7 protein-coding genes and 2 pseudogenes are annotated in these 24103 nt (G+C 71.6%); 4 read left to right on the forward strand and 5 right to left on the reverse strand.

The window, feature by feature from the left end; all coding sequences use genetic code 11:
* Positions 1 to 35 precede the first annotated feature (35 nt).
* Positions 36 to 983, forward strand: a complete 948-nt coding sequence (locus CP970_RS36590) for an AfsR/SARP family transcriptional regulator (RefSeq protein ID WP_055554366.1) — start codon at positions 36 to 38, stop codon at positions 981 to 983.
* On the opposite strand, the gene CP970_RS36595 is transcribed toward CP970_RS36590, so the two are convergent.
* From CP970_RS36595 to CP970_RS36615, 5 genes are read right to left on the reverse strand one after another with little or no spacing between them, the layout of a single operon-like run.
* A complete protein-coding gene (locus tag CP970_RS36595) occupies positions 899 to 2428 on the reverse strand; it encodes an FAD-dependent monooxygenase (protein WP_079043927.1) in 1530 nt (509 codons plus the stop codon). The genes CP970_RS36590 and CP970_RS36595 overlap by 85 nt on opposite strands.
* Positions 2425 to 3204: a thioesterase II family protein gene (locus CP970_RS36600; RefSeq protein ID WP_157877809.1), complete on the reverse strand. Its 780-nt coding sequence runs from the start codon at positions 3202 to 3204 to the stop codon at positions 2425 to 2427. The genes CP970_RS36595 and CP970_RS36600 overlap by 4 nt, the downstream gene beginning before the upstream one ends.
* 50 nt (positions 3205 to 3254) lie before the next feature.
* A complete protein-coding gene (locus CP970_RS36605) occupies positions 3255 to 3482 on the reverse strand; it encodes a phosphopantetheine-binding protein (protein WP_055554367.1) in 228 nt (75 codons plus the stop codon).
* Positions 3482 to 5422 (reverse strand): HAD-IIIC family phosphatase, encoded by a 1941-nt coding sequence (locus CP970_RS36610; RefSeq protein ID WP_107099083.1) that lies wholly within the window; start codon positions 5420 to 5422, stop codon positions 3482 to 3484. Before CP970_RS36610 ends, CP970_RS36605 begins: the two co-directional genes overlap by 1 nt.
* 5 nt (positions 5423 to 5427) lie before the next feature.
* Positions 5428 to 6456, reverse strand: a complete 1029-nt coding sequence (locus CP970_RS36615; RefSeq protein WP_055554369.1) for a 3-oxoacyl-ACP synthase III family protein — start codon at positions 6454 to 6456, stop codon at positions 5428 to 5430.
* 249 nt (positions 6457 to 6705) lie between these two features.
* Here CP970_RS36615 and CP970_RS46055 point away from each other — a divergent pair.
* The 3 genes and pseudogenes from CP970_RS46055 to CP970_RS45610 form a co-directional block, all read left to right on the forward strand.
* Positions 6706 to 10253 (forward strand): annotated as a pseudogene (locus CP970_RS46055) (type I polyketide synthase); the annotation flags it as partial.
* 231 nt (positions 10254 to 10484) lie between these two features.
* Positions 10485 to 12841, forward strand: a pseudogene (locus tag CP970_RS46060) (type I polyketide synthase); the annotation flags it as partial.
* A 90-nt stretch (positions 12842 to 12931) separates the two neighbouring features.
* On the forward strand, positions 12932 to 24055 hold the full coding sequence (locus CP970_RS45610; RefSeq protein WP_398657019.1) for an SDR family NAD(P)-dependent oxidoreductase: 11124 nt from the start codon (positions 12932 to 12934) through the stop codon (positions 24053 to 24055).
* Positions 24056 to 24103 lie beyond the last annotated feature (48 nt).

Genomic DNA, 24103 nt, shown 5'->3' on the forward strand with positions numbered 1-24103 from the left:
ATGTGCGTTACGAAATCCTGGGTCCGCTTCGCATAGTGAACAATTCGGAGTACGCCACGATCGGCGCGCCGAAAGTCGGAACTCTGATCATGGCACTGCTCGCCAATGCGAACGAGACCGTGCCGTCGTCCCGACTGATCGCCGAACTGTGGGGGGACGAGGTGCCGCGGCGCGCGAGTGCCGCGCTGCACGTCTACATTTCTCAACTGCGCAAGACGCTGCGGCACCTGGGCGCCCCGGGCAGCCCGATCATCACCCGGCCGCAGGGCTACATGCTGATGCTCGCGGGTGACGAGATCGACGCCAGTGAGTTCAAGCTGACCGTCGAGACGGGCCGACGCCTCGCCCGGGAGCAGCGTCACGTCGAGGCGGTCGAACACTTCGAGTCCGCGCTCGCGCTCTGGCAGGGCCCGGCGCTGCTCGAACTCTGCGACGGGCCCATCATCTACGGGTACGCGGCGCGGCTGAACGAAATCCGCCTGGAGTGCACCGAGTTGCTCCTGGAGTCGAACCTGGCACTCGGGCGACACCGCGAGGTGGTGGGCCGCCTCTACGCGCTGGCAGCCGACAACCCGCTCCGTGAGGCGTTCTACCGCTACCTGATGATCGCCCTCTACCGCTCCGACCGGCGCGCCGAAGCGCTGGCCGTGTACCAGCAGGCACGCGAGGTGCTCCGCGCCGAACTGGGCCTCGAACCCTGCCAGTCACTGCGAGACCTGCACAGGGCCGTGCTCGCCGACGAACTCCAGCAGCCGTCGGACCGCCCGGCTCCACCCGCCATCAGCTCGGGCGGCCTGCCCGGCGGGACGTCCAGGCACCGACCTGCGCGGTCGGCAGCCGGACGGTCCCTCGAGCCGACGCCCCGCTGGATCCACCGGGCATCGGGGCCCGCCAGGGATCAGGCGGGCGTTCCGAACCACGTGGTGAGCGCCGCGGTCAGCCCCGCCGTGTCATCGGCGCCGACACCGACCCACGCCACGTAACCGTCGGGCCGCACCAGCAGCGCGGTCGCGTCCGCACCGGGGGGCGCGTCCGTGGTCACCACGGACACCCGGTCCGCCCAGGGCTCCGCGGCAGTCGCCGCGGAGCCTCGCGTCGTACCCGGCCCCGACAGGTCGAACAGGACGCCGCGCGCCGTGTGCAGGGGGTGCGTGGTGAGGCCGGTGGCCTCGGTGTCGAGCAGTTCGTTGGGCACCCGCGCACCCAGCAGCGGGTGCGCCTCCGCCGCGTCCTCGGCAGCCGTCAGCGGATAGCGGACGTTCGTCACCCGCGTCACGAAGTGCCGGTTGGCGTCGTCGAGTTCGATCAGTTCGCCGACCAGCTGGCGCAGCCCCGGTGAGCGCTCCATCGACTGCATGATCTCCAGCTGGGCCTGCCCGTGCCCGCAGGCTCGGCCGCCCACCGGCCGACGTTCGGCGCTGTAGCTGTCGAGCAGCCCCTCCGGCGCCCGGCCGGAGAGGTCGGCGGCCAGCTTCCAGGCCAGGTTCACCGCGTCGTGGATGCCGGTGTTGTGGCCGTGGTTGGCGTGCACGAAGTGCCGGTGCGCGGCGTCTCCGACGAGGAACACGTTGCCGTTGCGGTAGTCCTCGGCATGCAGCGTGGTGCCGCCGTAGCGGTGGGCCCACCGCAGCCCGTGGAACTTCATCTCCTTGTCCGTGACACGGCGGATGCTGCTTGTCAGCTCCTCCAGCGTCACCGGCACCTCCGCGCCGTCGGGCCGCGCGTCGAACTCGATCGACATGACCCGGATGACGTTCTCCTGGAACGGCCAGATGCAGAAGATCCCGCGCTCATTGACATCGGTGACGAAGGTGGCGGTCTCGCCCTCCGGCAGCTCGACGTCGCCGAAGATGCCGTAGTACGACAGCGGGCTCTCCTCGTACGCGAACCCGGCCAGCTCCCGCACCGCGCTGAACCCGCCGTCGGCGCCCACCAGATACCGGCCCGCGAGCTCGTACGCGGCGCCGTCGGAACCGCGCACCGTCACCGTCACACCGGCGTCGTCCTGCGCGACGCCGACCACCTCGTGGCCGCGGCGCACCTGCACGCCCAGGTCCGCCGAGCGCCGCGTCAGCACCTCCTGCTGCAGCCGCTGCTCGATCAGGACCGTGAAGTCGTCGCCGGAGCGCGGCACATCGAGCCACAGCATGGAGAAGTGCAGCCGCGGCCACGGCTCGAACTCCTTGCCGAGGTCGTCGAGCAGGCCCCGCTGCCGGAACGCCTCGACGGCGCGCGGGTGCACGCCCAGGTTGTGCGAATTCTCGCCGATGGCCGTGTCGCGCTCCAGCACGATCGCGGGGACGCCCGCGAGGCCCAGCTCGTGGGCCAGCATCAGACCGGTCGGGCCGCCGCCCGCGATGATGACCCTGCGCTCCGGGGTGCCCGGGGCTTCGCCGGAACCTTCGGACGTGGTGGTGGGGGTACTCATTGAGGGGTCCTTCCCAGGAGAGAACGGTTGTGCAGGTACGCGCCTTTGTGAAGGACGCCTGCCAGGCGGTCGAAGAAGTCGGTCATGCCGTGGTCACGGGTGAAGAAGTGGCCGCCGCGGATCGTGTGGACCTCGCACGACGACAGCGAGTGCTCCGCCCATGCCGAGGCCTCCGCCGGCGGCACCAGCGGATCGTCGGACCCGGCGAACACATGGATGGGGCACGGCACGGGACCCACGGCGTGCACGCGGTGGCTCGCGGTGAGCGTCAGGTCGTCACGGACCAGGTCGACGGCCCAGCGCAGCCACTCGGGGTGCCGCAGCAGCTGGGGGGAGAGCCCGCCGATGTCGCTCAGCCACCGCGCGAGCTCCTTCTGCGGCACATCCGGCACTCCCCGGAGCGGGTGCGGCCGGTGCGGCGCCGGATGCGCGCCGACCAGGAGCATCGACGGCAGCGAGGCACCCATGGCCGCCCGGTGGCGCACCAGCCGGTAGCCGATGAGCGCGCCCATGCTGTGCCCGTAGAAGGCGTACGGCTGCAGGGCGCTGTCGGAAAGGAACGGGTCGAGGGCCTGGTCGAGCTCGTGGACGAGGGCGTCCATGGTGCGTGGGCGGGGCTCGCGCACCCGGGTCTCGCGGCCCGGCAGCTGCACGGGCACGACCTGCACCCGCGGGCCCAACTGCGCCTGCCAGCCCCGGAACGAGGAGGCCGCGCCGCCCGCGTGGTGCAGACAGAACAGTCGCAGCGCCGCCTCGGGTGCCGGCCGCTGCGTCACATAGCGGGACAGGCTCCTGGTTTGCTCGGCGAGGGTGCTCCCGGGCGGAGTCACGGCGCGACCGCCAGCTCGTACAGGTCGAGCAGGCTCGTGGACTCCAGGGCGTCCGGCACGGCGATGCGGCGCTGCGTCTCGCGCTCCAGCATGACGAGCAGCGCGAGCATCAGCATCGAATCCCACCTCGGCAGCTCGTCGAAGGACGCGCCGACGTTGTCGCGCGTGACCGGGATGCCGATCTCGCTGCTGACCAGAAAGACGAAATCGTCGAGATCCTGCATCAGGAAAACCTTCCGGTGTCGCCGAACTCTTCTGTCAGATGCACATGGCCGGGCGCCTCCGGCAGCTCCCCGAGCTGATGCCGGAACACCGCGGGACCCTCGCCCGGCGCGTCGCCCACCGCCTCGAAGCCCGAACGGGTGTAGAGGTCGGCCACCTTGGCGTTCTTCGCGGTACGCGCGTACGTGCCGGTCACCGCTGTCGCGCCGCGCCGCTTCGCGTACCGCAGGACCGCCGAGAGGCAGGCCTGCTCGATACCGCGCGAGAAGACCCGGCAGCTCAGCAGGAAGTTGTCGATGACGGCCGTGTCGCCGTCGAAGCGCAGGAAGACGACGCCCACCGTGCCGTTGTCGCCGAAGCGGTCGCTGGCGTGGATGGCCAGCGGCAGCGCGCGCGGATCGGTGCGCAGCGCGCGCACGTCGTCGGGCTGGAGTCGGCGGCCCGTCATGTTGAACTGGTTGGTGCGCAGGGTGATCTGGGAGACCCGGGGCACATCGCGCTCCTCGGCCTCGTACAGCCGCACCTGGATGTCGAGCTCCCGCAGATAGCCCTCGATGGAGTCGAAGCCGCTGAGGAAGTCGCGGCGCTCCAGCTCCTCGCGGTAGAGCCCGGGGCGTCCCCGGTCCTCGGCGGTCAGCTCCCGCACCGTGAACCAGCCGTCGCGCAGCAGCCGCTCGATGTGCAGCGCCGGCTCGTCGTCGATGTCGACGACCGCCACCTCCGGCAGCTCGGCGCGCACGAGACCGCGTTCATAAGGGCTGTCGTCGACGAAGACGAGGCTGTCCACACCGATGTTCAGGTCCGACGCGAGCTCGCGCAGATTGTCGTGCTTGGGCCGCCAGTTGGCGACGATCCGCACGAAGTCCGCCTCACGCAGCGTCATGTCCGGGTGGTCCCGCAGCACCTCGCGCACCGGATCCAGATCGTTCTTGCTGACCGCGGCGAGCAGCACGCCCTGCGAGGCGATCTGCCGTGCCACCCGCTGGAAGGCACGGAACGCCTCGCCGACGTAGGACTCCGCGACCTGGATGCCGTCCAGGCCGTCGTCGCCGAGGATGCCGCCCCAGACCGTGTTGTCCAGGTCCAGGACGAGGCACTTGCGGCCGCGCCCGGCGACCATGCGGGCCAGATGCCCGACCTCGCGCGCGTACCCGCCGAGCGTCTCGGGCGACAGATGGACCTTCGCGTACCGGCTCATCCGGGGATCCGCCGACGTGTTCACCTCGCGCTCCGCGGCCGTCACCGCGTCGAGGTCGAGGACGACCAGCTGGGGGTGCGCCTCGGCGAGGCGCAGCAGCCGCGCGTTGGCCTCCCGCCAGGCCGCCCCGGCCCTGGCCCGCGAACGCAGGTCGACGAGCTGCGCGAGCAGCGTGTGGGGCAGCGGCAGCGTGTTGAGGACGAGTGTGCCGCGCGCGGTGTCCTCGAAGCGTGCCACGATCCGCTCGATCATCTCGGCCTTGGCGCCGAGGACATCCTCCAGGTCGCGGACCGTCCACGGACTCGGCAGCTCGTCGAGGACGACCTCCGCGTCCAGGACGCAGAGCGCGAGATCGGGCTCGTAGGCGTACAACTCGCTGCGCGGATCACTGAGTTCGAACACGTAGCTGTCGAAGTCCGCGAGCTGTGGCAGGGCGACGAGTCCGTGCCGGGCGAATTGCGCCGTCAGCGCGGGGACGAGCGCGCTGACCGTGCTGTGCCCGGTGATCGATACCTTGACGGTGGGCAGACCGGGGTGCGAGCGCGACAGCTCGTCGGTGTCGACCGAGCCAAGGAGGCGCCCGGCACGAGGCAGCTCGGCATCGGTCAGACCCCCGAACAGGGCCAGCGCGCGCGGGAATTCCTTGAGGAGGAGTCCGTCCGCCTGCAGCGCGCGAAGCGTGGTGAATGCCTCGGAGGCGGCGGCCGAGGGGCCGCCGAGAGAGGGGGAGGGCGTAGTCGTCATGGGGCTCAGACCTTCTCCAGAGCGAAACCGGCCTTGATCCACTTGCTGGACTCGACGGCGATGCCGATGGCCCGGTCTCCCTCGGCCATCTGCGGAATCAGGCGCTCCAGCTGGAAGAACGGCAGGGCGTTGCCGGTGTTGGAGATCTCCGACACACAGGAGATCTCCTCGGCGCCCGGCACGTTGAGCCGCTCCACGATCCGGTCGGTCATCTTCACCGACAGCTGCGGCGGCAACAGGTAGTCGACGTCCGTCCGCGACCACTCCAGGTCCGCGAGCATCTCGTCGAGGATCTCCGACGACATGACGGGAACGGACTCCTCGATCGCCTTGTAGTCCTCACTCACCGCCTGCCGCGCCGAGGCCCGGTCGATCAGCCCGAACCAGTCCACGCTCTGCCCCGGCGGACGGCCGAGCCCGGTGAGGCGGTTGAGCAGCAGGCGCAGCGACAGCGTGTCCGGGACGTCGTCGGACGTCAGCACAGCGGCACCGGCCGCGTCGCCGAACAGCAGCAGGTTCACCAGCTCGTCCGGCGCCATCTTCTTCACGTCGAGTGTCAAGTCGTAGTGCTTGGCGCAGACTTCACCACCGATCACCAGTGCGTGCCGACCACCGTTGAGGAGCAGCTGCCGCCCGAGGTCCATCGCCTGCACGGCACCCGTGCAGCCCGACTGGAGCTGGAACGTCGGCACGTTGTTGATGCCGAGCCGGTCGGCGATCATGTTCACCGACGTCGGCATCAGCTGATCCGGCATCGCGGTGCCGAGCACCATCACATCGATGTCACCCGGCTCGAGACCGGCGTTGTCCAGCGCACGGCGCGCCGCCGCCGTGCCGAGATCGACGAGCGAGGACACCACCTCGCCGCTCTCCAGATCCACGGCGAGATGCCGCGTGCTGCTGCCGATGAACGTGTCGATCCACTGCTGCCACAGCTCGTCCATGCCGAACCGCCGCGCCAGGGCGGCATTGTCGAGGAGCGGGCCTGGCAGGGCCGTCCCTACGGAAAGAATGCGAATGTCCGCGGCGTCCATGCGGTCCTCTCCCACAACGGGTGTACGGGCGAACGCGGGTCCTGCGATCAGGCCTGCGTCGGGCGTAGCTCGCCTGCGGCGGCGGGAGCCGCTGCCGCGCCCATGCTCGGGACCCCTTCTAAAGCCTCGCTAAGCGCCACCTGGGCTTTAGACCACCCATAGAGCGTCCTTAGCAGGCTCGGCGACGTTGCTGGAGGTCCGCTGGAACCCCCTGGCCCGATCGAACTTCCGGTTCGCCCCGAGGAATGGCTGCAGATGCCGAACACGAACGAAGACAAGCTTCGCGACTACCTCAAGCGCGTCACGGCCGACCTGCATCAGACGAGGGCTCGGCTGCGCGCGGCGGAGGCCCGCGAGAGCGAGCCGATCGCCATCGTGGGCATGAGCTGCCGCCTGCCCGGCGGCGTCACCTCGCCCGACGAGCTGTGGTCGCTGCTCACCGAGGGCAGCGACGTCACCTCGCCGTTCCCCGACGACCGGGGCTGGGACCTCGACGCCCTCTACGACCCGGACCCCGACAGCTCCGGCACCTGCTATGCGCGCACCGGCGGTTTCCTCCACGGCGCGGACCGTTTCGACGCCGACTTCTTCGGCATCAGCCCCCGTGAGGCGCTGGCGACCGATCCTCAGCAGCGTCTTCTCCTGGAGACCGCGTGGGAGGCCTTCGAACACGCGGGCATCGACCCGGAGTCCGTACGCGGCACCGACGCGGGTGTCTTCGCGGGCGTCATGTACGACGACTACGGCGTGCGCCTCCACTCCTCCGACCTGCCCGACGGCATCGCCGGCTACGTCGTCAACGGCAGCGCGGGAAGCGTCGCCTCCGGCCGCCTCTCGTACGTCTTCGGGCTTGAGGGTCCGGCGGTGACGGTCGACACGGCGTGCTCGTCGTCGCTGGTGGCCCTGCACCTCGCGGCCCAGGCGTTGCGCGGTGGCGAGTGCTCGCTGGCCCTGGCGGGCGGCGTCACGGTCATGGCCACACCCAGCACGCTCCAGGACTTCAGCCGTCAGAGGGGCCTTGCCCCCGACGGTCGCGTCAAGGCCTTCGCGGGCGCCGCGGACGGCACGAGCCTCGGCGAGGGCGCGGGCATCCTCGTCCTCGAACGGCTCTCGGACGCGCGCCGCAACGGCCGCCGGATCCTCGCCGTGGTCCGTGCCACGGCCGTCAATCAGGACGGTACGAGCAGCCAGTTGACCGCTCCGAACGGTCCTTCGCAGGAGCGGGTGATTCGTCAGGCGTTGGCGAGTGCGCGGTTGTCGGCGGCGGATGTGGATGCGGTGGAGGCTCATGGCACGGGCACCAGGTTGGGTGACCCGATCGAGGCGCAGGCGCTCCTTGCCACATACGGGCAGGGGCGGGAGCCGGGTCGTCCGTTGTGGCTGGGTTCGGTGAAGTCCAACATCGGCCACACTCAGGCGGCGGCGGGTGTCGCGGGTGTCATCAAGATGGTCCAGGCGATGCGGCACGGGGTGCTGCCCCGGACGCTGCACGTGGACGAGCCCAGCCCGCACGTGGACTGGTCGGCAGGGGCGGTCGAACTTCTGACGGAGGCTCGGGAGTGGGTTGTTGAGGGGGATCGGCCGCGTCGGGCGGGTGTGTCGTCGTTCGGTATCAGTGGGACGAATGCGCATGTGATTGTGGAGCAGGCGCCGCAGACCGAGAACGAGACCCGGGCTGAGGCTGTTCCGGTTGAGGGCCGGTGTTGTGGCCGGTGTCGGGTAAGTCGGTGGAGGCGGTGCGGGCGCAGGGCGCGCAACTGGCCTCGTTCGTCCGGGAGTCCGGTGCGGGTCTGGATGCTGCTGTGGTCAGTGGTGTGCTGGCCGGGGCCCGTTCACACTTTGAGCACCGGGCGGTCGTGACGGGTGCGGATGCGCAGGAGCTGACGGAGGCCCTGGAGGCGCTGGGGGCCGGGCAGCGGCATCCGGGTCTGGTGACGGGTATCGATACTCCGGGCCGGACGGTGTTCTTGTTCACCGGGCAGGGCAGCCAGCGCCCCGGCATGGCCCGCGAGCTGTACGAGTCCTCGGCGGTGTTCGCGGCCGCGTTCGATGAGGTGTGCGTCCTGTTGGATGCGGGTCTGCCGCGGCCGTTGAAGGAGGTCGTGTTCGGTGAGGATGCGGAGCTGGTCAACCAGACCCAGTACGCCCAGGCCGGACTGTTCGCGGTGCAGGTGGGGTTGTTCCGGCTATCGGAGCATCGCGGGCTGCGGCCGGATGTGGTGCTGGGCCACTCCATCGGCGAACTGGCCGCCGCGTATGTGGCGGGGCTGTGGTCGCTTGCCGATGCCTGCACGCTGGTGGCGGCGCGCGGACGGCTGATGCAGGCCGCCCCCACCGGCGGCGCGATGGCCACCCTCACCGCCACCGAGGACGAGGTGCTGGCGCTGCTGGCCGGGCGCACGGAGGTGGGGGTGGCGGCGGTCAACAGCGCGGACTCCCTGGTGATCTCCGGAGAGGCGGAGGCGGTGGCCGAGATCGCCGCACACTTCACCCAGCTGGGCCGGCGGGTCAAGCACCTGCACGTCAGTCACGCCTTCCACTCCGCACACATGGACAGCGCCCTGCCCGGCTTTGAGGAGGCGGCCCGCCAGATCACCTACCAGCCCCTGACCCTGCCACTGATCTCGAACGTCACCGGCCAGACCGCCACGGACGAAGAGCTGGCCGATCCCGGCTACTGGGTGCGCCAGCTGCGGGGCACCGTCCGCTTCGCCGACGGCCTCCGCCACGCCCAGGAACTCGGCGCCACCCGCTTCGTCGAGCTAGGCCCGGACGCGGTCCTGACCACCCTCACTCCCGAGGACGCGGTGCGGATCCCGCTGCTGCGCCGCACCACCCCCGACCCCCAGGCCATCGCGCTGGCCCTGGCCACCGCGCACGCCCACGGCATCCCCCTCACCTGGCCACCCGCGACCGCCCATCTCGATCTGCCCACCTACCCCTTCCAGCAGGACCGCTACTGGCTGCACGCCAACCCGCCGGCGGGGGATGTGGCGAGTCTGGGGCAGGTCCCGGCCGGGCACGGCCTGCTGGGCGCCGCGGTGTCCCTGGCCGCGGACGGCACCACCGTGTTCACCGGCCGCCTCTCGCTGGCCTCGCATCCGTGGCTGGCCGACCACGCGGTGAACGACACCGTGCTGGTCCCGGGCACCGCCTTCGTGGAACTGGCCCTGCACGCCGGACACCACACCCACACCCCCCACCTCGACGACCTCACCATCGAAACCCCCCTCACCCTCACCCACGACAACCCCGTCCAGGTCCAGGTCTTCGTCGGCGAACCCGACGAGGCCGATGGCCGGATCGTGCACGTGTACTCGCGGCCGGAAGCCGGTACCGACGAGGAGGAGCCCTGGGAGCGGCACGCCGTGGGTCGGCTGACCCCGGTCGCCACCGCGATGCGGTCCGTACCCGACGGCGACGCCGAGCGTGCCTGGCCTCCGCGGGACGCCGTGCCGCTGGACACGGCCGACTTCTACGAGCGTCTCGCCGATCTGGGCTACGGATACGGCCCCGTCTTCCAGGGCCTGCGGGCCGTGTGGCGCGCGGGCGACGATCTCTACGCCGAGATCGCCCTGCCGGACGGTGTCGATGTATCGACGTACGGCATCCACCCCGCTCTCCTCGACGCGGCGCTGCACCCCCTCGCCGCAGCGGGTGAGGCCGACGACGAGCTCCGGCTGCCCTTCCACTTCTCGGGCGTCACCCTCCACGCCACCGGCGCCACCGCGCTGCGAGTCCACTGGTCGGCGGCGGACGCGTCGGGCGCGTCCGAAGCGGCCCGTGTGACGGCCACGGACCCGGTCGGCACCCCGGTTCTCGCCATGGACGCGCTCTCCCTGCGCCCCGCGCCGGACAACCTGGCCGCTCTCGGGCGGCGCGGCGGCGGTGCCGCGCTGTTCCGTACCGAGTGGACGCCCGTGACGTTTCCGGACACCGCCACGCTGCTCGCCACCGCCACGACGCAGGACGCGGACGGCGGCGGAGCTCCTGGCTTCCTCGTGCTCTCCCTCGCCCAGGAGGACGCCCCCGCCGAGTCCGTGGCGCAGGCGACGCGGACTCTGACGGCGCACGCGCTGACGCAGGTGCAGGAGTGGCTGGCCGACGAGAGCCACGCGCGGACGCACCTCTTGGTCGTCACCAGGGCCGCGGTCTCCGTGCCCGGCGACGCGCGGACCCTCTCCGGCGAAGAGAGGGCGGCGGGACTGCCCGGCGCCGCGGTCTGGGGCCTCATCCGTACGGTCCAGTCCGAGTACCCCGGTCGTGTCGTGCTCGTCGACTGCGACGACATGGCGGCGTTCCTCGACCAGGCCCCGGCGGCCGTGGCGAGCAACGAACCTCAACTCGCCTTCCGCGGCGGCCGCTTCTACGCTCCCCGACTCCTCCGTGCGGCCGATGCCACGGCAGGCGATTCTCCGTCCGCGAGTCCGGACCGCCTTCCGTCCGTGGTGCCGGATGCGGCCGGTTCGGCGGTGCTGGTCACGGGCGGCACGGGTGCGTTGGGCGGTCTGTTCGCCCGCCATCTGGTGGCCGAGTACGGCGTACGTCACCTGGTGTTGACGAGTCGTCAGGGCGAGTCGGCCCCGGGGGCCGCCGAGTTGGTGGCGGAGCTGTCGGCCGCGGGCGCGGAGTCGGTGCGCGTGGCCGCGTGCGATGTGGCCGATCGCGTGGCGCTGCGCGGCTTGCTGGAGTCGATCGTGGCGGAGCGGCCGCTGGGAGCGGTGGTGCACACCGCCGGGGTCGTCGACGACGGTCTGGTGGACGCGCTGAGCGCCGAGCGGTTGGCAGGGGTGCTGCGTCCGAAGGTGGACGCGGCCTGGAACCTGCACGAGCTGACGGGCGAACTGGGCGTGGAGCTCGGTTCGTTCGTGGTGTTCTCGTCGGTGGCCGGAGTGGTGGGCAGTCCGGGGCAGGCCAATTACGCCGCCGCCAACGCCTTCCTGGACGCGCTGGCCGAACACCGGCGCGCCTCGGGGCTGCCCGCGACCTCGATCGCCTGGGGACTGTGGGACCAGACCGGCGGCAGCGGCATGGCCGGGGCCCTGGAGCAGAGCGACCGCGACCGCATCGCCCGCACCGGCTTTCTGCCCATGTCGGAGAGCCAGGGCATCGCGCTCTTCGATGCCGCGCTCGCGGCGCGGCACGCCGATCCCGAGGCGCGGGACCGGTCCGAGCGGGCCGCCGTGCTGGTCGCGGCCTCTCTGGACGAGACGGCGCTGCGCGGGCAGGCCGACGCCGGACTGCTCTCCCCGACGCTGCGAGGCCTCGTCCGCCGCCGTACGGGCGCCGGACGCAAGTCCGTCGCCACGGCGAGCGGCGGCTCGGCGGCCGTGGCCGGTCAGTCGGCAGCCCGTGTCGCCGGGCTCACGGCACTCGGTGTCGACGACCGCGTACAGGCGCTCCTGGAACTGGTCGGCGGGGAGGTCGCGGCCATCCTCGGTCACGCTTCCGCGCACAGCCTCGAACCGAGCCGCGCCTTCAAGGACCTGGGCTTCGACTCCCTCATGGCGGTCGAACTCCGCAACCGCCTCAACACGGTGACCGGCCTGCGCCTGCCAGCGACCCTCGTCTTCGACCACCCCACACCCGGGGCCCTCGCCACTCACCTCATCAAGGAACTGGTCGGCGAACAGACGTCACCGGCAGGTGAGTTGGTGTCCGGTGGGGTTGGTGCGGGGTTGGGTGTGGTGGATGATCCGGTGGTCATCGTGGGGATGAGCTGCCGTCTGCCGGGTGGTGTGGGTTCGCCGGGTGAGTTGTGGTCGTTGCTGGCCGAGGGTGGGGATGCGATCTCGTCGTTCCCGGACAATCGTGGCTGGGATCTGGCGTCGTTGTACGACGCGGATCCGGATCATCCCGGTACGGCGTATGTCACCGAGGGTGGTTTCCTGCATGACGCCGATGAGTTCGACGCGGCGTTCTTCGGGATCAGTCCGCGTGAGGCGCTGGCGACCGATCCTCAGCAGCGTCTTCTCCTGGAGACCGCGTGGGAGGCCTTCGAACACGCGGGCATCGACCCGGAGTCCGTACGCGGCACCGACGCGGGCGTCTTCGCGGGCGTCATGTACGACGACTACGGGCTCCGCGTCACCCATGCCCCCAGGACCTTGAGGGCTACCTGGGTACGGGCAGCGCGGGCAGCGTCCTGTCGGGCCGCCTCTCGTACACCTTCGGGCTTGAGGGTCCGGCGGTGACGGTCGACACGGCGTGCTCGTCCTCGCTGGTCACGCTGCATCTGGCGGCTCAGGCACTGCGCAACGGCGAGTGCTCGCTCGCCCTGGCGGGCGGTGTGACCGTGATGGCGGCGCCCACGACATTCGTGGAGTTCAGCCGTCAGCGGGGTCTGGCTCCCGACGGCCGCGTCAAGGCCTTCGCGGACGGTGCCGACGGCACCGCCTGGGGCGAGGGCGCCGGTCTGCTGGTCCTGGAGCGCCTCTCCGACGCCCGCCGCAACGGCCACCAAGTACTGGCGGTGGTGCGGGGGTCGGCGGTCAATCAGGACGGCGCGAGCAACGGCCTGACCGCTCCGAACGGTCCTTCGCAGGAGCGGGTGATTCGTCAGGCGTTGGCGAGTGCGCGGCTGTCGCCGGGGGATGTGGATGCGGTCGAGGCTCATGGCACGGGCACCAGGTTGGGTGACCCGATCGAGGCGCAGGCGCTGCTTGCGACGTATGGGCAGGGGCGGGATCCGGGTCGTCCGTTGTGGCTGGGTTCGGTGAAGTCCAACATCGGTCACACTCAGGCGGCGGCGGGTGTGGCGGGTGTCATCAAGATGGTCCAGGCGATGCGGCACGGGGTGTTGCCCCGGACGCTGCACGTGGATCAGCCCAGCCCGCACGTGGACTGGTCGGCAGGAGCGGTCGAGCTCCTGACCGAGGCCACCCCATGGCCCGACCTCGACCGGCCGCGCCGCTCGGCGGTCTCCTCCTTCGGCATCAGCGGCACCAACGCCCACGTCATCCTCGAACAGGCGCCGGTGGTTGAGGCCGCTCCTCAGTCTGAGGCTGATGTGGTGGTTGAGGGGCCGGTGTTGTGGCCGGTGTCGGGTAAGTCGGTGGAGGCGGTGCGGGCGCAGGGCGCGCAACTGGCCTCGTTTATCCGGGAGTCGGCTGCGGGTCTGGATGTTGGTGCTGTCGGTGGTGTGCTGGCGGGCGGGCGGACCCAGTTCGAGCACCGGGCGGTCGTGGTCGGATCGGATGCGCAGGAGCTGACGGAGGCGCTGGAGGCGCTGGCCGCCGGGCAGCGGCATCCGGGTCTGGTGACGGGTATCGATACTCCGGGCCGGACGGTGTTCTTGTTCACCGGGCAGGGCAGCCAGCGCCCCGGCATGGCCCGCGAGCTGTACGACTCCTCCGCGGTGTTCGCGGCCGCCTTCGACGAGGTGTGCGTCCTGCTGGATCCGGGTCTGCCGCGGCCGTTGAAGGAGGTCGTCTTCGGTGACGACGCGGAGGCGCTGGAGCAGACCCAGTACGCCCAGGCCGGACTGTTCGCGGTGCAGGTGGGGCTGTTCCGGCTATCGGAGCATCGCGGGCTGCGGCCGGATGTGGTGCTGGGCCACTCCATCGGCGAACTGGCCGCCGCGTATGTGGCGGGGCTGTGGTCGCTTGCCGATGCCTGCACGCTGGTGGCGGCGCGCGGACGGCTGATGCAGGCCGCCCCCACCGGCGGCGCGATGGCCTCTATCGCGGCGTCCGAGGACGAAGTACTGGCGCTGCTGGCCGGGCGCGGCGATGCGGGCCTGGCGGCGGTGAACAGCGCGGACTCCCTGGTGATCTCCGGGGAGGCGGAGGCGGTGGCCGAGATCGCCGCACACTTCGGGCGACTGGGCCGGCGGGTCAAGCACCTGCACGTCAGTCACGCCTTCCACTCCGCACACATGGACAGCGCCCTGCCCGGCTTTGAGGAGGCGGCCCGCCAGGTCACCTACCAGCCGCTGGCCCTCCCGCTGATCTCGAACGTCACCGGCCAGACCGCCACGGACGAGGAGCTGGCCGATCCGGGTTACTGGGTGCGGCAGTTGCGGGGCACGGTGCGGTTCGCCGACGGCCTCCGCCAGGCCGAGGAGCTCGGCGCGACCCGGTTCGTGGAGCTGGGCCCGGACGCGGTCCTGACCACCCTCACCCCCGAGGACGCGGTGCGGATCCCGCTGCTGCGCCGCACCACCCCCGACCCCCAGGCCATCGCGCTGGCCCTGGCCACCGCGCACGCCCACGGCATCCCCCTCACCTGGCCACCCGCGACCGCCCATCTCGATCTGCCCACCTACCCCTTCCAGCAGGACCGCTACTGGCTGCACGCCAACCCGCCGGCGGGGGATGTGGCGAGTCTGGGGCAGGTCCCGGCCGGGCACGGCCTGCTGGGCGCCGCGGTGTCCCTGGCCGCCGACGGCACCACCGTGTTCACCGGCCGCCTCTCGCTGGCCTCGCATCCGTGGCTGGCCGACCACGCGGTGAACGACACCGTGCTGGTCCCGGGCACCGCCTTCGTGGAACTGGCCCTGCACGCCGGACACCACACCCACACCCCCCACCTCGACGACCTCACCATCGAAACCCCCCTCACCCTCACCCACGACAACCCCGTCCAGGTCCAGGTCTTCGTCGGCGAACCCGACGAGGCCGATGGCCGGATCGTGCACGTGTACTCGCGGCCGGAAGCCGGTACCGACGAGGAGGAGCCCTGGGAGCGGCACGCCGTGGGTCGGCTGACCCCGGTCGCCACCGCGATGCGGTCCGTACCCGACGGCGACGCCGAGCGTGCCTGGCCTCCGCGGGACGCCGTGCCGCTGGACACGGCCGACTTCTACGAGCGTCTCGCCGATCTGGGCTACGGATACGGCCCCGTCTTCCAGGGCCTGCGGGCCGTGTGGCGCGCGGGCGACGATCTCTACGCCGAGATCGCCCTGCCGGACGGTGTCGATGTATCGACGTACGGCATCCACCCCGCTCTCCTCGACGCGGCGCTGCACCCCCTCGCCGCAGCGGGTGAGGCCGACGACGAGCTCCGGCTGCCCTTCCACTTCTCGGGCGTCACCCTCCACGCCACCGGCGCCACCGCGCTGCGAGTCCACTGGTCGGCGGCGGACGCGTCGGGCGCGTCCGAAGCGGCCCGTGTGACGGCCACGGACCCGGTCGGCACCCCGGTTCTCGCCATGGACGCGCTCTCCCTGCGCCCCGCGCCGGACAACCTGGCCGCTCTCGGGCGGCGCGGCGGCGGTGCCGCGCTGTTCCGTACCGAGTGGACGCCCGTGACGTTTCCGGACACCGCCACGCTGCTCGCCACCGCCACGACGCAGGACGCGGACGGCGGCGGAGCTCCTGGCTTCCTCGTGCTCTCCCTCGCCCAGGAGGACGCCCCCGCCGAGTCCGTGGCGCAGGCGACGCGGACTCTGACGGCGCACGCGCTGACGCAGGTGCAGGAGTGGCTGGCCGACGAGAGCCACGCGCGGACGCACCTCTTGGTCGTCACCAGGGCCGCGGTCTCCGTGCCCGGCGACGCGCGGACCCTCTCCGGCGAAGAGAGGGCGGCGGGACTGCCCGGCGCCGCGGTCTGGGGCCTCATCCGTACGGTCCAGTCCGAGTACCCCGGTCGTGTCGTGCTCGTCGACTGCGACGACATGGCGGCGTTCCTCGACCAGGCCCCGGCGGCCGTGGCGAGCAACGAACCTCAACTCGCCTTCCGCGGCGGCCGCTTCTACGCTCCCCGACTCCTCCGTGCGGCCGATGCCACGGCAGGCGATTCTCCGTCCGCGAGTCCGGACCGCCTTCCGTCCGTGGTGCCGGATGCGGCCGGTTCGGCGGTGCTGGTCACGGGCGGCACGGGTGCGTTGGGCGGTCTGTTCGCCCGCCATCTGGTGGCCGAGTACGGCGTACGTCACCTGGTGTTGACGAGTCGTCAGGGCGAGTCGGCCCCGGGGGCCGCCGAGTTGGTGGCGGAGCTGTCGGCCGCGGGCGCGGAGTCGGTGCGCGTGGCCGCGTGCGATGTGGCCGATCGCGTGGCGCTGCGCGGCTTGCTGGAGTCGATCGTGGCGGAGCGGCCGCTGGGAGCGGTGGTGCACACCGCCGGGGTCGTCGACGACGGTCTGGTGGACGCGCTGAGCGCCGAGCGGTTGGCAGGGGTGCTGCGTCCGAAGGTGGACGCGGCCTGGAACCTGCACGAGCTGACGGGCGAACTGGGCGTGGAGCTCGGTTCGTTCGTGGTGTTCTCGTCGGTGGCCGGAGTGGTGGGCAGTCCGGGGCAGGCCAATTACGCCGCCGCCAACGCCTTCCTGGACGCGCTGGCCGAACACCGGCGCGCCTCGGGGCTGCCCGCGACCTCGATCGCCTGGGGACTGTGGGACCAGACCGGCGGCAGCGGCATGGCCGGGGCCCTGGAGCAGAGCGACCGCGACCGCATCGCCCGCACCGGCTTTCTGCCCATGTCGGAGAGCCAGGGCATCGCGCTCTTCGATGCCGCGCTCGCGGCGCGGCACGCCGATCCCGAGGCGCGGGACCGGTCCGAGCGGGCCGCCGTGCTGGTCGCGGCCTCTCTGGACGAGACGGCGCTGCGCGGGCAGGCCGACGCCGGACTGCTCTCCCCGACGCTGCGAGGCCTCGTCCGCCGCCGTACGGGCGCCGGACGCAAGTCCGTCGCCACGGCGAGCGGCGGCTCGGCGGCCGTGGCCGGTCAGTCGGCAGCCCGTGTCGCCGGGCTCACGGCACTCGGTGTCGACGACCGCGTACAGGCGCTCCTGGAACTGGTCGGCGGGGAGGTCGCGGCCATCCTCGGTCACGCTTCCGCGCACAGCCTCGAACCGAGCCGCGCCTTCAAGGACCTGGGCTTCGACTCCCTCATGGCGGTCGAACTCCGCAACCGCCTCAACACGGTGACCGGCCTGCGCCTGCCAGCGACCCTCGTCTTCGACCACCCCACACCCGGGGCCCTCGCCACTCACCTCATCAAGGAACTGGTCGGCGAACAGACGTCACCGGCAGGTGAGTTGGTGTCCGGTGGGGTTGGTGCGGGGTTGGGTGTGGTGGATGATCCGGTGGTCATCGTGGGGATGAGCTGCCGTCTGCCGGGTGGTGTGGGTTCGCCGGGTGAGTTGTGGTCGTTGCTGGCCGAGGGTGGGGATGCGATCTCGTCGTTCCCGGACAATCGTGGCTGGGATCTGGCGTCGTTGTACGACGCGGATCCGGATCATCCCGGTACGGCGTATGTCACCGAGGGTGGTTTCCTGCATGACGCCGATGAGTTCGACGCGGCGTTCTTCGGGATCAGTCCGCGTGAGGCGCTGGCGACCGATCCTCAGCAGCGTCTTCTCCTGGAGACCGCGTGGGAGGCCTTCGAACACGCGGGCATCGACCCGGAGTCCGTACGCGGCACCGACGCGGGCGTCTTCGCGGGCGTCATGTACGACGACTACGGGCTCCGCGTCACCCATGCCCCCCAGGACCTTGAGGGCTACCTGGGTACGGGCAGCGCGGGCAGCGTCCTGTCGGGCCGCCTCTCGTACACCTTCGGGCTTGAGGGTCCGGCGGTGACGGTCGACACGGCGTGCTCGTCCTCGCTGGTCACGCTGCATCTGGCGGCTCAGGCACTGCGCAACGGCGAGTGCTCGCTCGCCCTGGCGGGCGGTGTGACCGTGATGGCGGCGCCCACGACATTCGTGGAGTTCAGCCGTCAGCGGGGTCTGGCTCCCGACGGCCGCGTCAAGGCCTTCGCGGACGGTGCCGACGGCACCGCCTGGGGCGAGGGCGCCGGTCTGCTGGTCCTGGAGCGCCTCTCCGACGCCCGCCGCAACGGCCACCAAGTACTGGCGGTGGTGCGGGGGTCGGCGGTCAATCAGGACGGCGCGAGCAACGGCCTGACCGCTCCGAACGGTCCTTCGCAGGAGCGGGTGATTCGTCAGGCGTTGGCGAGTGCGCGGCTGTCGCCGGGGGATGTGGATGCGGTCGAGGCTCATGGCACGGGCACCAGGTTGGGTGACCCGATCGAGGCGCAGGCGCTGCTTGCGACGTATGGGCAGGGGCGGGATCCGGGTCGTCCGTTGTGGCTGGGTTCGGTGAAGTCCAACATCGGTCACACTCAGGCGGCGGCGGGTGTGGCGGGTGTCATCAAGATGGTCCAGGCGATGCGGCACGGGGTGTTGCCCCGGACGCTGCACGTGGATCAGCCCAGCCCGCACGTGGACTGGTCGGCAGGAGCGGTCGAGCTCCTGACCGAGGCCACCCCATGGCCCGACCTCGACCGGCCGCGCCGCTCGGCGGTCTCCTCCTTCGGCATCAGCGGCACCAACGCCCACGTCATCCTCGAACAGGCGCCGGTGGTTGAGGCCGCTCCTCAGTCTGAGGCTGATGTGGTGGTTGAGGGGCCGGTGTTGTGGCCGGTGTCGGGTAAGTCGGTGGAGGCGGTGCGGGCGCAGGGCGCGCAACTGGCCTCGTTTATCCGGGAGTCGGCTGCGGGTCTGGATGTTGGTGCTGTCGGTGGTGTGCTGGCGGGCGGGCGGACCCAGTTCGAGCACCGGGCGGTCGTGGTCGGATCGGATGCGCAGGAGCTGACGGAGGCGCTGGAGGCGCTGGCCGCCGGGCAGCGGCATCCGGGTCTGGTGACGGGTATCGATACTCCGGGCCGGACGGTGTTCTTGTTCACCGGGCAGGGCAGCCAGCGCCCCGGCATGGCCCGCGAGCTGTACGACTCCTCCGCGGTGTTCGCGGCCGCCTTCGACGAGGTGTGCGTCCTGCTGGATCCGGGTCTGCCGCGGCCGTTGAAGGAGGTCGTCTTCGGTGACGACGCGGAGGCGCTGGAGCAGACCCAGTACGCCCAGGCCGGACTGTTCGCGGTGCAGGTGGGGCTGTTCCGGCTATCGGAGCATCGCGGGCTGCGGCCGGATGTGGTGCTGGGCCACTCCATCGGCGAACTGGCCGCCGCGTATGTGGCGGGGCTGTGGTCGCTTGCCGATGCCTGCACGCTGGTGGCGGCGCGCGGACGGCTGATGCAGGCCGCCCCCACCGGCGGCGCGATGGCCTCTATCGCGGCGTCCGAGGACGAAGTACTGGCGCTGCTGGCCGGGCGCGGCGATGCGGGCCTGGCGGCGGTGAACAGCGCGGACTCCCTGGTGATCTCCGGGGAGGCGGAGGCGGTGGCCGAGATCGCCGCACACTTCGGGCGACTGGGACGGCGGGTCAAGCACCTGCACGTCAGTCACGCCTTCCACTCCGCCCACATGGACAGCGCCCTGCCCGGCTTTGAGGAGGCGGCCCGCCAGGTCACCTACCAGCCGCTGGCCCTCCCGCTGATCTCGAACGTCACCGGCCAGACCGCCACGGACGAGGAGCTGGCCGATCCGGGTTACTGGGTGCGGCAGTTGCGGGGCACGGTGCGGTTCGCCGACGGCCTCCGCCAGGCCGAGGAGCTCGGCGCGACCCGGTTCGTGGAGCTGGGCCCGGACGCGGTCCTGACCACCCTCACCCCCGAGGACGCGGTGCGGATCCCGCTGCTGCGCCGCACCACCCCCGACCCCCAGGCCATCGCGCTGGCCCTGGCCACCGCGCACGCCCACGGCATCCCCCTCACCTGGCCACCCGCGACCGCCCATCTCGATCTGCCCACCTACCCCTTCCAGCAGGACCGCTACTGGCTGCACGCCAACCCGCCGGCGGGGGATGTGGCGAGTCTGGGGCAGGTCCCGGCCGGGCACGGCCTGCTGGGCGCCGCGGTGTCCCTGGCCGCCGACGGCACCACCGTGTTCACCGGCCGCCTCTCGCTGGCCTCGCATCCGTGGCTGGCCGACCACGCGGTGAACGACACCGTGCTGGTCCCGGGCACCGCCTTCGTGGAACTGGCCCTGCACGCCGGACACCACACCCACACCCCCCACCTCGACGACCTCACCATCGAAACCCCCCTCACCCTCACTCACGACAACCCCGCCACCATCCAGCTCACCACCACTGAGCTCGACGAGTCCGGACGCCGGGAGTTCACGCTCCACTCGCGCACCGGCGACGAGTCGCACTGGACCCGCCACGCCACCGGCACCCTCACCTCAACCCCCCACCACACCTACCCCCAGCCCGAGTTGACGACCTGGCCACCCACCGACACCACCCCCCTGCCCGTCGAGGACTTCTACGACCGCCTCGCCCAGGGCGGCTACCACTACGGCCCCCTCTTCCAAGGCCTCCACACCGCCTGGCACGACCCCCACACCAACACCCTCTACGCCGACATCACCCTGCCCCCCGACACCGACGTCACCCCATACGGCATCCACCCCGCCCTCCTCGACGCCGCCCTCCACACCCTGGGTGCCGCCGACGAGAGCGTCCAGGAGGTCCGTCTGCCCTTCAACTTCGCGGGCGTCACCCTCCACGCCACCGGCGCCACCAGCCTCCGCGTCCGCGTCACCCCCCACACCAGTACCGGCGACAGCGTCACCCTCACCCTCGCCGACCCCACCGGCGCCCCCGTCGCCCACATCGACACCCTCACCCTGCGCACCCTCACAACCGAGCAACTGGCAGCGGCAGGCAAGAACGCGGAAACACCCGAATCGAAGGACCCCCTGTACGTCACCGAATGGGTCCCTGCGCCCCTCGCGGAGGCCGCGTCCGGTGGGCGTCGCTGGGCTCTGCTCGGCGCGGGTGTGCTCGGTCTCACCAACGCGCTGACCGCGGCCCGGGTCTCCGTGGCCGCCTACCCCGACCTTCCTTCGCTGCGGGCCGCGCTGGACGCGGGTGAGGAGGCGCCGGACGTGGTGGTGGCCGCCGTACCCAATCCGTACCCCGCCGACGCGCCGCTCCCCGGAGTTGTTCATGACGTCGCCGGGCGTGCGCTAGCCCTGGCGCAGGACTGGCTCGGCATCGACGACGACAGGCTGGTCCTGTCCAGGCTCATGCTCTGCACGCGTGACGCGATCGGGGCCTCGGCGGGCGAGCCCGCGCGTGACCTGGCGCAGGCTCCGCTGTGGGGTCTGTTCCGGTCGGCGCAGAGCGAGAACCCGGACAGGTTCCTGCTGGCCGACCTCGACGGGCACGAGGACTCGCCCGCGGCGCTCGCGTCGGCGGTCCGAGCGGCCTGTGAACTGCCGGGTGGTGATGGACAGTTCGTCGTACGGCAGGGTGTCGTGCACGTGCCGCGCTTCGTCCGCCGGGCGCCGGACGGTACGGGCGGCACACTCGCCGTCCCGTCCGGCACGACTGCCTGGCGGCTCGCGCTCGAAGGCACCGGTTCCCTCGACCAGCTCGCCCTCGAGCCGTGCGAGGAAGCGCTGCGCGACCTCGCCCCGGACGAGGTGCGGATCTCGCTGCGCGCCTCCGGCCTGAACTTCCGCGACGTCCTCACGGCGCTCGGCATGGTCCCGGGGGACACCCGCGCCGTCGCGGGTGAGGGGGCGGGCATCGTGCTCGACGTCGGCGCGAACGTGACGGACCTCCGTCCCGGCGACCGCGTGATGGGTGTCCTCATGGAGGGCACCGGGCCGGTCTCCGTGACCGACGCGCGGCTGGTGGCGCGGATGCCGGAGGGCTGGACCTTCGCGGAGGCCGCCGGAGTGCCGGTCGTCTTCCTCACCGCCTACTACGGGCTGCGGGACCTCGCGGGCATCCGTGCGGGGGAGACCCTCCTCGTGCATGCGGCCACTGGCGGCGTCGGCACCGCGACGCTCCAGCTCGCCCGCCACTGGGGGCTCGAGGTCTTCGCCACCGCGAGTCCCGGCAAGTGGGACGTCCTGCGCGGCCAGGGCATCGACGACAGCCGCATCGGCAACTCCCGTACCCTCGACTTCGAGGAGAAGTTCCGTACGACGCTCCAGTCGCTGTCGGAGTCGGCGGAGTCGGCGGAGGCGGCGGAGGCGGCGGGCGGAGAGGGGGAGCGGCGTATCGACGTCGTCCTCAACTCCCTCGCGAACGACTACGTGGACGCCTCGCTGCGGCTTCAGGGCCCCGGCGGCCGTTTCCTGGAGATGGGCAAGACCGACAAGCGGTCCGCCGACGGGGTCGCCGCCGAGCACGACGGCGTCACGTACGTCGCGTACGACGTCCTCGACGCGGGCCCGGACCGCATCCAGGCGATGCTCGCGGACCTGGTGAAGCTCTTCGAGGCCGGTGCGATCCAGCCGATCCCCGTCTCGGCGTGGGACGTGCGCCGGGCGCCGGACGCGATGCGCTTCCTCAGCCAGGCCCGCCACACCGGCAAGCTGGCCCTGACGGTGCCCCGCTCCCTCGACCCCGAAGGCACGGCACTCATCACGGGCGCGACGGGCTCGCTCGGCCGTCTCGTCGCCCGCCACCTCGTCGTCGAACACGGCGTACGCCACCTCCTGCTGACCAGCCGTCAGGGTGAATCGGCGCCTGGGGCAGCGGAGTTGGCGGCCGAGCTCACCGAGGCCGGGGCTGACGTGCGGATCGCCGCGTGCGACGCCGCCGACCGTGCGGCGCTGGCCGCGCTCCTCGACTCCGTACCCGATGCGCACCCGCTGACCGCGGTGATCCACACGGCGGGCGTGCTGCGCGACGGCACCCTGGCCGCACTCACACCGGAACGCCTCGCCGACGTGCTGCGCCCGAAGGTCGACGCCGCCTGGAACCTCCACGAGCTGACCCGTGAGCTGGACCTGGCGGCCTTCGTCCTGTTCTCGTCGGCGGCCGGCATCATGGGCGCCGCGGGCCAGGCCAACTACGCGGCCGCCAACACTTTCCTCGACACGCTCGCCGAACACCGGCGCGCCCAGGGACTGCCCGCGGTCTCACTGGCCTGGGGCCTGTGGGAGCAGGCCGGCGGCATGGCGGGCGCGCTCGACGGTGCCGACCGCAGCCGCCTCGGCCGCTCCGGCGTCAGCCCGCTGACCATCGACACGGGCATGGCGGTCCTCGACACCTCGCTGCGGGCGAGCGAAGCGGCCCTCGTGCCGATCGAGCTGGACATCGCCGCGCTGCGCGCCACCGCCGCGGAGGCGGCCGACGGTGCCGCCGAGATCCCGCCGATCCTGCGGGGCCTCGTCGACGCGGCGGGTGGCGCCCGCCGCTCCGTGCGGCGCAGGAGCGCCGCACAGCAAGGAGCGGTCGGCGAGCAGAGCTGGGCCGACCGGCTCGCCGGTCGCACCGCGGACGCCCAGCTGGAACTCCTCATCGAGCTGGTACGCGGCCAGGCCGCGGCCGTACTCGGCCACGGCGACGCCGTCGGCATCGGCGTGGACCGGGCCTTCAAGGATCTGGGCTTCGACTCGCTCACCGCAGTCGAACTGCGCAACCGGCTCGGCAAGGCGACCGGCCTGCGCCTGTCCGGCACGCTGGTCTTCGACCATCCGACGTCGACCGCGCTCGCCGCGCACCTGCGCACCGCGCTGGTTCCGGAGGACGCCGACCCGGTGACGCGCCTGCTGGGCGAACTCGACCAGCTCGACGCGGAACTCGCCGGTATCGGCCAGGGCATCGACCCGGACGACGAGGCGTACCCACAGATCTCCAGTCGCCTGCAAGCACTTCTCTGGAAGTGGAACGACCTGCACCACACGCACCACGGCCACACCGAAGCATCCGACGACGGGTCACAGGACTTCGGCACGGCGAGCGACGACGAACTCTTCGACGCGCTCGATCAGGAACTCGGCAGTTCCTGAACCGCAGCAACCAATCGTCAACCACGCGCATCCGCCGAATCTGTCGTA

Origin of the sequence: Streptomyces kanamyceticus, from assembly GCF_008704495.1 — a bacterium.
Lineage (GTDB): Bacteria > Actinomycetota > Actinomycetes > Streptomycetales > Streptomycetaceae > Streptomyces > Streptomyces kanamyceticus.

Coding starts and splice junctions, on each gene's coding strand:
- CP970_RS36595 (WP_079043927.1), bottom strand. CDS start 2,428: ATGAGTACCCCCACCACCACGTCCGAAGGTTCCGGCGAAGCCCCGGGC.
- CP970_RS36605 (WP_055554367.1), bottom strand. CDS start 3,482: ATGCAGGATCTCGACGATTTCGTCTTTCTGGTCAGCAGCGAGATCGGC.
- CP970_RS36610 (WP_107099083.1), bottom strand. CDS start 5,422: ATGACGACTACGCCCTCCCCCTCTCTCGGCGGCCCCTCGGCCGCCGCC.
- CP970_RS36615 (WP_055554369.1), bottom strand. CDS start 6,456: ATGGACGCCGCGGACATTCGCATTCTTTCCGTAGGGACGGCCCTGCCA.